Annotated in this window: 12 protein-coding genes; 4 read left to right on the forward strand and 8 right to left on the reverse strand. The window is 60.0% G+C overall.

The window, feature by feature from the left end; all coding sequences use genetic code 11:
- Window positions 1-87: 87 nt before the first annotated feature.
- The 8 genes from WD767_16870 to WD767_16905 form a co-directional block, all read right to left on the reverse strand.
- Entirely contained in the window at window positions 88-3645 is a 3558-nt protein-coding gene (locus WD767_16870; GenBank protein MEX2617764.1) for a hypothetical protein, read from the reverse strand.
- Entirely contained in the window at window positions 3645-4343 is a 699-nt protein-coding gene (locus tag WD767_16875) for a flagellar motor protein MotB (GenBank protein MEX2617765.1), read from the reverse strand. Before WD767_16875 ends, WD767_16870 begins: the two co-directional genes overlap by 1 nt.
- Window positions 4340-5026 carry a hypothetical protein gene (locus WD767_16880; protein MEX2617766.1) on the reverse strand — a complete coding sequence of 229 codons (687 nt, stop codon included), beginning with the start codon at window positions 5024-5026 and terminating at the stop codon, window positions 4340-4342. The genes WD767_16875 and WD767_16880 overlap by 4 nt, the downstream gene beginning before the upstream one ends.
- A gap of 178 nt (window positions 5027-5204) precedes the next feature.
- Complete coding sequence (locus WD767_16885; protein MEX2617767.1) at window positions 5205-5591, reverse strand: response regulator; 387 nt, start codon at window positions 5589-5591, stop codon at window positions 5205-5207.
- A 179-nt stretch (window positions 5592-5770) separates the two neighbouring features.
- Window positions 5771-6433: a hypothetical protein gene (locus WD767_16890; protein MEX2617768.1), complete on the reverse strand. Its 663-nt coding sequence runs from the start codon at window positions 6431-6433 to the stop codon at window positions 5771-5773.
- A gap of 4 nt (window positions 6434-6437) precedes the next feature.
- Entirely contained in the window at window positions 6438-6887 is a 450-nt protein-coding gene (locus WD767_16895; GenBank protein ID MEX2617769.1) for a DUF6468 domain-containing protein, read from the reverse strand.
- 20 nt (window positions 6888-6907) lie between these two features.
- Window positions 6908-8002 (reverse strand): flagellar motor switch protein FliM, encoded by a 1095-nt coding sequence (gene fliM, locus WD767_16900; protein MEX2617770.1) that lies wholly within the window; start codon window positions 8000-8002, stop codon window positions 6908-6910.
- Between the two features lie 46 nt (window positions 8003-8048).
- On the reverse strand, window positions 8049-8588 hold the full coding sequence (locus WD767_16905; GenBank protein ID MEX2617771.1) for a flagellar basal body-associated FliL family protein: 540 nt from the start codon (window positions 8586-8588) through the stop codon (window positions 8049-8051).
- A 299-nt stretch (window positions 8589-8887) separates the two neighbouring features.
- Between WD767_16905 and flgF the strand changes: the two genes are divergently transcribed.
- From flgF to flgH, 4 genes are read left to right on the forward strand one after another with little or no spacing between them, the layout of a single operon-like run.
- On the forward strand, window positions 8888-9616 hold the full coding sequence (flgF, locus tag WD767_16910; protein ID MEX2617772.1) for a flagellar basal-body rod protein FlgF: 729 nt from the start codon (window positions 8888-8890) through the stop codon (window positions 9614-9616).
- Between the two features lie 12 nt (window positions 9617-9628).
- A complete protein-coding gene (flgG, locus tag WD767_16915; GenBank protein MEX2617773.1) occupies window positions 9629-10414 on the forward strand; it encodes a flagellar basal-body rod protein FlgG in 786 nt (261 codons plus the stop codon).
- Between the two features lie 15 nt (window positions 10415-10429).
- The gene (flgA, locus tag WD767_16920) at window positions 10430-11401 is read left to right on the forward strand and encodes a flagellar basal body P-ring formation chaperone FlgA (protein ID MEX2617774.1); all 972 of its coding nucleotides are present in this window, start codon (window positions 10430-10432) and stop codon (window positions 11399-11401) included.
- Window positions 11398-12159, forward strand: coding sequence for a flagellar basal body L-ring protein FlgH (gene flgH, locus WD767_16925; GenBank protein ID MEX2617775.1), 762 nt, complete (start codon window positions 11398-11400; stop codon window positions 12157-12159). Before flgA ends, flgH begins: the two co-directional genes overlap by 4 nt.
- The last annotated feature ends 8 nt before the right edge of the window (window positions 12160-12167 follow it).

Raw genomic sequence — 12167 nt, forward strand, 5'->3', positions numbered from 1 at the left:
CTCATCTGGTGAACAGGCGACCCTGCTGCCAAACACGATCTGACCTGACCCCGCCGCGCGCTGGTCCCAGGCCACGAGGCACATTCGTCAGCCGCTCACCGGCGGCGCGGCAGCCGGGCGGGTGGCCTGCGGCGTTGCCGCGGGCGCCGCGGTGTCGGGGGCAGCAGGGCCAGGCGCTGGTGGCGCCGTATTGGACTTCAGAAGGCGTCTCTTGTTGTCTTCCAGGTATTCCGCCAGGAATGCGTCAAACATGTCCGTTTCCGCTATGCGGCCCGTTACGTTCTCGATATCCAACGGCTCGTCCGCGCCCGACGGGCTCGCGATGAACTGGAACGCGTTTGCCAACGGGCTTGCCTCCATGGCCGAACCGTATAATTCCCGTAACACGGACAGGCCGCTTTCATCCCTGCTCAATCGCAACGCAACGGCCCAGTTCAAAACAACCTGCGCATCGGCCCTGTCATAGGTCGTGCCTTCCGCAGGCGGCTCGCCGGCGAAACGCTGCAGGGCCTTCGCCGCCTCCGGCCAGTTTTCCGATTTCCACTGGATATCCGCCCGCAGCAGATCCGCATTGCGCGACACGTCTCCCGCCAGCAACTCTACCGCTTCCTGTACGCGCCCGGTTTCGAAATAGGCCCGTGCCTGAATCCGGCGACGGTCATCATCCAGTTCTTCGGGGAGACGGGAATATGCCGTCGTCCGCAATGCCTCGATCGCCGCCTTCGGATCCCGGTCGAGCAGCCGGATAAGCGCCAGCTTGGCCCCAACGACCGCGCGTTCCTCACCCTGCAGGCGGAACTTGACCTGATGCTCCAGCAAATCCGCCGCGCGCTTCAGAAGATCGACATCGACCAGGCGCTCCGCCAGTTTCTGAATCATGACATTGCCATCCGGGCCCGCCGGCGTCAGTTCCCGGAATTCGTCATACAGCGCCAGCGCAGTCAGCGGCGGCAGCGTATCCGCCTTTCCTTCAAGGTACAGTTCCTTGAAGGTATCGGTCATGATCTGGGCAATCCGCTTGGTATCGGGATGATCGGGAAAATAGGTCGCGATGACCCGGTATATCCCGAGCCCGTTACGATAATCGTCCTTGTCGAGATACAGCCCGCCCAGACGCCGCAGAACATCCAGTTCGAATTCGTCGCCGCGCCACCGGTACCGAAGATCTTCCAGTCGCGAAATCGCTTCGTCAATCGGCATCGTCTCCTGCAACAGCCCCAGATTGACCAGCGACAGCGCGGCCCGCGCGGCGTTCCATGCATCGCCGCTCTTCTGCAATTCGGTCCACAACTCCATCGCCCGGTTCAGGTCCCGATTGACGAACGCGACCCGGCCCTGCAGGTATTGCATTGTGGCCCGCTGGCCGCGCGTCATGTGGTCGGTCTTCTTGCTGATTTCATTCAGCCAGCGACTCGCGGCGCCCGGATCCCGGGCGTTCAGGGCGGCATCGACGACAATCAGCGCCAGCCGGGATTTCATGGGTTCCGGATAGCCGTGCAGGACGGCTTCGCCGTTCTGAAACAGCAACGATGCCTGCTTGTCATTTCCGACGGCGGCGGCAACAAGGCCGCGCCAGAGCTGGATTTCCTCGTATTTATCAAGCCGGGGGTCGTTCAGGTTCCGGGCCGCTTCATCAACGTCGCCGTGCAGGATGGCGATTGCGCCCTTGAGGGCCTTGAACTCCGGCTGGACCGCGGCGCGTTCGTCGACCGATTCCGCGACCTCCAGAACGCCCTTCGCCTCCGGCGCGAGGGTCCGGGCAAAATAGAACTGCGCCAGTTTCATCCGGCCTGTATTACGGCGTTCGCGCGGCAGTTGCGTTATCTCGTCCTGCAGTTTCTGGCGGAGATTGTAATAATTTTCCGCGTCGCCCTGCATCCATTCCGATATATTGAAGATTCGCCGTGCCCGCTCCCCTGCAGCGTTTCCGGCTTCCTGGCCGCCGTCGGGCGATACACCGGATACATGCAATCCGCCCGCAAGGGACAGGATCAGGCCGTCATCGGCCCTGGCAAGCTCCAGATCGTCGCTCAGCGGCACAACGGCGACGCCTTGTGTCGATGCAAGAATCTGGAATTGCGGGTAGGCCCGCTGTCCCGCAATGCCCTGGCTCGACGCCTGGACAGTCGCGACCATGATCATGTCGCCGACTTCGGGGTCGGGAATCTGATAGATATTGCCGGCTTCTATCGCGGGAAAAAACAGTTCCGGCCCATTGTTACCGCCGGTTCGAACCTCGATAGGGATCTGTATTTCGGGACGGATACGACCTTCCCGGAATTCGATGACCCAGTTCGTACCGTCGCGTCGCGCAAAGGGGCTCAGATTTTCGTTCGCAACCATGCGCAGGACACTGGCGTTGCCGACGGGGAGTTGCTCCAGACGGGAGATCAATCCGCGGCCGGCGGCGCGCAAGGGCGCCAGGTCGAGGGGCGCCCGGCTGTCGAACACAATCCAGACATGGCCCGCCCGCGCGAAGACCGCCGCCCCGACCGGCTCCGGCCATTCAAATACCATGCTGACCGATGCGGCAACGGACGCCCCGATCGGCGCGTCGGATTTGGCGGCGGCGAACGCGTCCTGCACCAACTGCCTTGCTTCGGCTTCGTGCTGCTGCGGCGCCTCCGACGCGGCGACCGCAGGCGTTTCTGCGGCAACGCCGCCGGAAGCCTGCGCCTGCTCCTGAAGCGACTGGTCAGGCGAAGCGGCTTCATGTGGCGCGGCAGCCGCCGTTGCCGTTCCGGATTCACGTCCGGCCGCATGTTCCTTCTCCTGGCTATCCGGCAACAGCCGCCGTGGCCCGACAGCCGCCGTCGGTGCGGGCTGAACCGGTTCGGCTGCCGGTGCTTTCTCCGGCGCGGCGGGCGCATCCGGCGCGGCAGGCACCGGTGCGGGAACAGCCGACGCCTGCGCACGGCGCACGGGTGCCGCCGCCGCAGCGGGCGCCGCAGGCGACGGCTTTTCCGCCGGTTCGGCCAGAATATCGACGACGACCTTTGTGCCGGACCGGAAATGGCGCAGCCGGGAATTGCCGGGAACGTCCAGGGAGAAAGCGACGCCATTTCCCGCATCCTGCGCCGCAGGGTTTACGATACCGGGCGGCAGGTCCCGCCGGATCGCGTCAAGATCGAGCCGTGCCGGGCGGTTGAAACGAACGAGCAGATTGGGGCCACTAAGTTCGGCGCTATAGGTGACGGCGCTGTTCCAGTCGAAAACGAGCCGCGTATAGTTCGGATGCTCGCCGATACGGATGCCCAGCGGCGGTACCGTGCGGCTCTGCCCATCCGGATTGCGCAGGAGATCAACGACAACCGAGTTCCCGTTCTTGAACGTGCGCAGACTGAAATCGCCCGTCAGCGCGAACCGGGCCACCCGCCCGTCCGCGGAAACCGCGACATTGCCGATATAGTCCTGCAGGTATTCCCGAACCTCGTCGAAGCGACCGCTGATCGGCTGGTCGAAGCGGACAGCCAGTTGGCGGTCGGCAATTGCGGCGGAATAGTTCACCGGTGCGGGCCAGTCGAAAACAATTCGGCCGTATTCCGCATGCGCCCAACCGCGAACAGGTACATCCGCCGCCTGGCCTGTTCGTGTCAGAGCCAGCAGCGTCAGAAAAACCAGAACAAATATGCGTGTCGTCGCCACTAATTTTCCGTCACGCCGTGAACGATAAAATCAACCCGCCTGGACAGCGCCTCGCGCTGTTCGGCGCCAATCCGCGGATCCATTCGCTCAAACCGGGAGTCGCCCAGGCCGAGAACGATTATATTACGCTCGTAGCCCGTATCGTGCAGAATTTGCGCAACCGTTTCCGCGCGGCGCAGGGAGAGCCGCTGGTTTTCCTCGAAATCCTCGCCTTCGTCGGCTGAACGGCCCGCGTGGCCGCGAATCTCCAGTTGATTGACGATATTCGAAAAAACGCCGCCCAGTTGCACGATTGACGCCTTCGCCTCCGCCGACGGCTCGTCATCTCCCGGGGCAAACATCGTACCCGATGCAACGGAAAGGGAAACACGATTGTCCTGGAGACGTACCACCGTATCGCGCAGTGTCTCGTGCCCGCCGAGCTGTTCACGCAGGATACCGGAGAGGTATTCGGTCGAAAGCGCCGGCTGCAACTGGGTGATCGGAATCGATACGTCCGATTGGGGGTTCGGCGCCATGCCGGATTGGGAAAACCGAAGGCTTTGCGACAGCGTCCCGACGACCGCGTCCCAGTCTTCCGACGGTATCCGAGCCGTCGCATACAGCATCACAAAAAACGTCAGCAACAACGCTATGACGTCGCCGAACGTCACCAGCCATATCGGCGCCTTGGCATGTTCCGGTTCGAATTCGTTCATGGGGAAGTCCCCTGGGTCGCATATTCTCCAAAATCGACATACGCCTTGCTTTCGTCCCGGACATGGAAGCGCATGCGAATCTGCCGCGCTTCGCCCCATTGCGTTCCCACGGTCACCGTGTCGGGCGGCGCCCCGTTCGCAATCAGTTCGCGCGCGATTGCCGCGGCGCGCACAACCTGCACGGACTCGCCGCTCCTTCGCAGCCCCTTCTCGACGCCGAACACGAATTCCAGTTCATTGACAAAGCCGTCCGACTTGAACGCCAGCGCCCTGGCCGTGTTGACGAAGAGCGTCACCCTGTCAGCCCGAAGACCGGCGCCGGGTCCGACGAAAAATTCGTTTGTCGGCATGTTGACCTCCATCGTTCGCCCCTGCGACAGACGTGTCACCTTCAGCAACGGTATGGAGGCGACCCAGAGCCGTTCGAATTCATCGACGAGGTCTTCCGGTTCCGGAACCGGCGCCAGCGCGGAGATAAACACCTCCTTCGACGGCGTTTCCTGCTCCGGCGCCTGAAAGGTCAGGATCAGGGAATTGATGACCGCGCGGGTCCGGATCTCCTCGCGGGTCGCCAGGGCATTGAGAAGAATAAAGAAGGCAAGCAGCAACAGAAACAGGCCCAGAAACAAGATAGGGCCGGTGTCTTGTACCGGCCCTGGCTTGCTGGGTTCGAAAGCGTCCATAATAAATATCTGGCTTTAAATCATCAAATCAAAACGCGCCAATATACTATCTATGTCATCCTGACTATTTCCGCCACCCTCTATTTGCGGGCCATTCAGCAGGCTGGCTCAACCCTTCCCGCGGCAGCCTTGTTCTGTGCCGATAGTTCCGCCAGATCAGATCATGAACGGATCCTGCTCAGAAGTGGCCGATGACGCTGGCTAATTTAGTCTTGAGCGTCGCCGCGTTGAACGGCTTGACGATGTAAGTGTTCACGCCGGCCTGCTTTGCGGCAATAACGTTTTCCGTATTGCTCTCCGCCGTGATCATGACAAAGGGAGTCGATTTCAGAACTTCGTCGGCGCGCACCTCCTTCAGCAGCTGGAGACCGGTCATCGGTTCCATGTTCCAGTCTGAAATCACAAGGCCGAAATTCGCGCCGCGCATCTTTGTCAACGCTTCGCCGCCATCCGTTGCTTCGTCGACATTCAAGAAGCCCAACTGCTTCAGCAAATTCCGGATAATCCGCAACATCGTCTTGTAATCGTCGACGATGAGAACGGGCATGTTCTTGTCAACGGCCATGCATGCCTCCTTGTATAGGGCAATCAGCACGGCAATCCCGCACCTCAAATTTGGGGTCAATTCAAACCCGATTGCGTTAATTCGGGGTTAAAATTGAAAAATTTTGCTGTCTGGAGAAATCTTTGCCAAACCGGCGCGACAACCTACCCGTGCCATATCTTCAACAAGACAGGTCAGGTTCAATTGGGGACAGCCGGTACGAGCCGGTGCTCCGCCAGTTGTTGCGTCAGCTTGCGGGCGCGTTCGGCGTCCATGGCCGCGATGATCGGCGCCACCTTACGGGCGCTCATCGACTTCATGACATCCAGCAATACAACCATGTCGAGTTCATTGAATATTGTCGCCGCGTCCTTCGGCTTCATGTTGGAGTAGATGCCGACCAGGCGGTTCAACCGTTCCAATTCCTCTTTTTCCTTGATATCGAGCAGGCCTTTTATTTCGATGCGGATCTTCTTGAATTCTTCCTGCTTTTCGACAATCCGCTGTTCCGCCGCCTTCAGGAGCACGCTGCGCTGATCGAGTTCCCGTTCGCGCCTGTCGAGCAGTTCCCGCCGTTCCGCCAGTTCCTGCAACAGGCGTATTTCGGAATGGCTCATTTTTGAAACGTCCTGGATTTCCTGCGGCGCTTCGCTGTCCCCGCCGACGGCTTCCGCCTGCGCCTTTTCCGTTTCATCAGACGCCGTTTGCATTTCCGCAACCGCCGGCTTTTCCTGGGCCGCAACGGAACCGACTTCAATGGCGCGACTGTCATCGCTGACAGCCGACCAGATATTGCCGAGCTTTACCGTCAGCATCAGTGTGGCCACGAAAATCGTTACGGGCACCAGCCGGATACCGAACATAATACTACCTCATCCCCTGCAGGGCCCGCAGAAGTTCGGCTTTCGACTTGCCGCGCTCATCCTGCGACTCATCGGCCTTTGGCGGCTGTTGCGTGCGGGACTGCGACGCAGTCGTCGCGCCGGTCGCGGGCGATACGCCCCGGGCGGCGGCAATCGCGCCTTCCAGACGAGTGGCCAGTTCATCGGCCCGGTCCGTCATGAATGACAGGTCGTCGCGCAGTTCCTGGGCCTTGGTCACATTTGCCTGCAACGCCGTCGCGGTTTCCGTCGCGCTGCTCTTCAATCGCAGCACGCTCGCCTCGGCCCGGTTGGTTGACTCCGTGAACGCGGCAATCAGCGCTTCAAGTTCCGCCTTGCCCGCCTTCAACGTCTTCAGGTTGGCGTTCAGACGAATGACATAGAAAATCACCGCCGCCATCAGCACAGCGCCCAACACGTCGACAATAAGACCCATTTGACCGAGAAAAATAACCGTTACTCCATCAAGCGCTCATTGACCCGCACCGCGACATGGCCGCTTTTTCGCCCCATCGACGCCTTGAACAGCGGAACCGCGCCGCATCGTAGCACAACTTCGCTGTCAGGTTTCGCCTGTAATTGAATCTGTGTTCCGACTTTCCAGTGCATGACTTCGTTGAGCGGCAGGTAAATTTCGTCCAGCACGGCCTCGACCAGCACATCGGTGAACCACAATTCCGTCGCCAGGTGATTTTCCCAGATCGAATCACGGCCGAATTTTTCGCCCATGAACATCTGCAGCAGCAATTCGCGCACCGGCTCCAGCGTCGCATAGGGCAGCATCAGTTCCAGTCGCCCGCCGCGATCTTCCATGTCGATCCGCAACCGGGCCAGAATTGCGGCATTCGCCGGCCGCGCGATCGTGGCGAAGCGCGGGTTGGTTTCGAGGCGGTCGAACCGGAAAGTGACCGAACTCAACGGGTCAAAGGCGGCCGACAGATCCGCCAGGACAACATTGACCATGCGCTCGACCAGACCGCGTTCGATGGTCGTATACGGCCGCCCTTCGATGCGCATCGCCGCCGTTCCTCGGCGGCCGCCGAGCAGGACGTCGACAATCGAGTAGATCAGCGAACTGTCGACGGTGATGAGACCGAAATTATCCCATTCCTCCGCCTTGAAAACCGAAAGCATCGCCGGCAGGGGAATGGAATTCAGGTAATCGCCGAAACGGATCGACGTGATATTGTCGAGGCTGACCTCGACGTTGTCGGACGTAAAATTGCGCAGTGACGTCGTCATCATGCGCACAAGCCGGTCGTATACCACTTCCAGCATCGGCAGGCGCTCATACGACACCATGCCGCTGTCGATGATCGCTTCAATACCCGACCGCTCGCCGCCGCCATCGCCGCCTTCCTGGAAGCCGAGCAGACTGTCGATTTCGTCCTGGTTCAGAACGCGAGCGGATGCCCCGTCATCGGCGTCATCGGCCATCGCGGCCCATTCATCCGCCACGGCGGAATTGTCGCCGTCTTCCCCTTCTTCAGCCATTGCCGCGCCTTCCGCGGCTACGGCGTCGTCATCGACTTCTTCTTCATCGTCAGCCATTGTCATGCGTCCTGATGGTCAAATGCGTACGACTGGGAATGTGCAATTACTGTACCAGAATTTCGCGAAACAGCACGTCCTTTACTTTTGCGGGATGCGTCGCCGTGTTGACCCGCGCCAGCAACTCCTCCTTTACCCGATAGACCCCCTGCGATCCCTGAAGTTCCTCAACCCGCAATTCGCGCAGGAAAACCTGAAAGTTATCGATGATGCGCGGCATGACCGCGGCGACCCTGACTTCGTCTTCCGGGCCGGCGAGTTCCAGGCTGATCCGCATCTTCAGAAAGCTCTGTTTTCGGCCCTTGCCGGCAAGGGTCACCAGCATTTCGTCCAGGTCGACATAATGGCTGGGCATTTCAGCAGCGGCTTCTTCCGCCGGCGGATTTTCTCCGGCTGCCTGTTCCACACCAAGGACAGAATCCAGCATGCCGCTGAAATACACGCCGGCGCCGCCGCCAACGAGCAGCAATAACGGCAGCACAATAAACAATATGAGTTTCTTGCCGCCAAGACCCGACTTGCCGGATCCTTCTTCGCCATCGGCTATTTCGTCGCCAGAGCCGTCATCTGCTTCTTCGTTGCTCATAATTTCCCGATTTTCAGTTGGCGGTTATTTTGCCAATACATCGTACATACTTTGCACTTCGACCATATATTAATGAAAACAGAATAATATTCGAATCTTAAAATTCAACGAACAAATCCGGAAGCGGGCGCCGCATCACGGCAAGAAGTGCCGGGCAAAGCCTTCCGGGAAACGCCCGGAGCGGCATGGCCGACCATGGCTCCAGACCAGCATCTATATGTTTCTGCACATTTTTCGGGATGGCACACCCTGTGCATTCCTGACGGGCAGACCACAGGCAACGAAGAAACGGTGTCCGAATGGAAAACGCAGGTTATATCGCACTCTCCCGGCAATTGGCATTGCGGCGCGAAATGAGCCTCGTCGCGCATAACATCGCCAACATGAATACACCCGCATTCAAAGCGGAAAAAATGATCTTTCGCGAACACATCACGGAACCCGCCAGGGGCGAGGCGCTCTCGTTCGTGCAGGATATCGGCACGGCGCGGGATCTGTCGGCCGGCCCGGTATCGACAACCGGCAACGACCTCGACCTGGCAATATCCGGACAGGCCTATTTCTCGATCGAGACGGCGGAAGGCGTCCGTTACACCCGGCACGGCCGGTTCCAGCTGGATGGGCAGGGCCGAATTGTAGACGGGCTGGGCGATCTCGTGCTGTCCAGTGCCGGCGCCCCGATTATCGTGCCGCCGGATGCCGGAAGCCTGACCATTTCGGATGACGGAACCGTCAGCAGTAACGCCGCCACGATCGGTCGTATCGGCCTGTACGAGTTTGAAAAGGAATCAGAACTGAAACGCGAAGGCAACGGCCTGTTCAGCGCCGAGGGGCAGCAACCCCAGGATGCCGTCAAAAGCCGGATAGTACAGGGGGCGCTGGAACAGTCCAACGTGCAGGCCATCATCGAAATGACGCGCATGATCGACATTCACCGATCCTATGAATCAACCGCGAAGCTCATCAAAGACGAACATGACCAATTCATGCGGTCGGTCGGAAAACTGACGAGCCTGCGGCAGAATTAAAGGTATAACATTATGAGATCATTAAGTATTGGCGCAACGGGCATGCTCGCGCAGCAGCTCAACGTTGAGGTCATTTCCCACAATATCGCCAATATGAACACGACCGCCTACACGAGGCGGCGGGCGGAATTCCAGGATCTCCTGTATCAGAACCTGCGGCGCGTCGGTTCGGAATCCTCCGACACCGGCACCATCGTTCCCGCCGGGGTCCAGATCGGACTCGGGGTCAAGACCGCGGCGGTCTACCGGATTACCGAACAGGGCAATCTCACGCTGACAGAGAACACTTTCGATCTGGCCATCAACGGCAACGGTTACTTTCAGGTGCAATTGCCGAACGGCGACATCGCGTACTCCCGCGCCGGTTCCTTCCAGTTGAGCGCCAATGGCGAACTGGTCACCGCGGACGGCTTTATTGTCGAACCCGCCATCACGATCCCGACCGATGCCGTCGACGTTTCCGTTAACGCCAGCGGACAGGTCCTGGCGCAACAGGACGGTCAGGTCGCGCCGGCCAATGTCGGGCAGCTGGACCTCGCGATTTTCTCCAACGAGGCGGGCCTGCTGGCGATCGGCGACAATCTGTTTCTCGAGACGCCCGCATCCGGGACGCCGACGACCGGAACGCCGGGGTCGACAGGCATCGGTACGATTCAGCAGGGCTTTCTGGAAACCTCGAATGTCAACGTTGTCGAGGAAATCTCCAACCTGATTACCGCCCAGCGCGCCTATGAAATGAATTCCAAGGTCATCGAGACATCGGATCAGATGATGGCCGTTCTCAGCAATCTGCGTTAACGCGGGAGGAACAGCATGAAGGCAATACATATATTCGTGTCGCTGACAGCTGTTGTTGTTTTTCTGGCAGCCAGCGTCCAGGCGGCGCCCCGTACCTACCTTCGCTCCCATGTGGTGGTCGACAGCGATACCGTCAAACTCGGCGACGTGTTCGACGGTGCGGGCGAACTGGCCGAAAGAGTCATCGCCAATGCCCCCCGCGCCGGCCAGACCCTTATCCTGGAAGCGGACTGGCTGTACCGGGTCGCCCGCGCCTACAGGATATCCTGGCGGCCATCCAGCCGGCTGGACAAGGCAATCGTGGAACGGCGCAGTCAGGTCATCGAACCCGACCAGATCCACACGACGGTCACCGAAGCCCTGCGCCGGAAACACGACGACCTGGGCGAAATCGAAGTCGAACTGGACAACCGGACGATGCGGCTGTTTTTGCCGTTCAGCATGCCTGCCCGCGTCGAGGTCCAGTCTATCTCTTACGATTCCCACAACAAGCGCTTCTCGGCCCGGATCATCGCCCCGGATGACCGTCCGGGCGCAGTGCGGACCTCAATTACCGGCTACGCCTACCCGGTCGTCGATATACCGATCCTGTCGCGTCGCATGAACCGCGACGAGATCATTCACGACCGGGATATCGAATGGAAAACCGTCCGGGTCGCGAATATCGACACGCAAACCATAACCGACGTTGAATCGCTCGTGGGCCTCAGCCCGCGCCGGCCGATCACGGCCGACCGCGCCGTCAGGGAAAGCGAGGTGCAGGCTCCTGTCCTTGTTGTCCGCGGCAAACCGGTCACCATTGCGCTCACGACGCCGACGATGCAACTGACCGCCATGGGAAAGGCGCTTCAGAATGGCGCGAGCGGCGATGTTGTCCGGGTTCAGAATATCAATAGCGGAAAGATTATCAGCGCCGTCGTCGTCGGGGACAAGCGCGTCGAAGTCACAACCGTTCACAGCACCTCAGCGCGGCAGGATCTGAAATGACCCCGTCAATCAAAACCGGCACGATCCGGCTCACCTGTCTCGTCGTCACTGTCATGACATTGTCGGGATGCAATGCCCTCTCCCGGCTTGCCGCAGTCGGTGAGGAGCCGAAAATATCAAGTATCCAGAACCCGACGCAGACGCAGGGCTACAGGCCGATCACCATGCCCATGCCGGCCCCCGTCCTGGCGCACCACAATCCGAACTCGCTCTGGCGCACGGGATCGCGGGCGTTCTTCAAGGATCTCCGCGCCAGCCAGGTCGGCGATATCGTGACCGTGGTGATCGCGGTCGACGATCAGGCGGATCTCGAAAACGAAACGGAACGGTCCCGAGCCGCGGCGGAAGACGCCGGCGCCGGCGCGTTGCTGGGCTATCAGGCCGCGTTGAACCGGCTGCTGCCACAGGCCGTCGATCCGGCCAACCTGCTGAACATCAACAGCAACACAACGAATAATGGCAACGGATCCATCGCACGCGAGGAAGAGATTACACTACGGGTCGCGGCGGTCGTCAGCCAGGTACTGCCCAATGGCAACCTTGTGCTGCATGGCAGGCAGGAAATCCGCGTCAATTACGAAGTGCGTGAAATCCAGGTTACCGGCGTGATCCGGCCACAGGACATCACCAATCAAAACCAGATTCCGCATGAACAGATTGCCGAACTTCGCGTATCCTATGGCGGCCGTGGACAGTTGTCCGACCTCCAGCAGCCGCGCTACGGCAACCAGTTGATCGACATTATCTTCCCGTTCTGAAGCACACC

The sequence above is a fragment of the Alphaproteobacteria bacterium genome, assembly GCA_040905865.1.
In the GTDB taxonomy this organism is placed as follows: Bacteria; Pseudomonadota; Alphaproteobacteria; order UBA8366.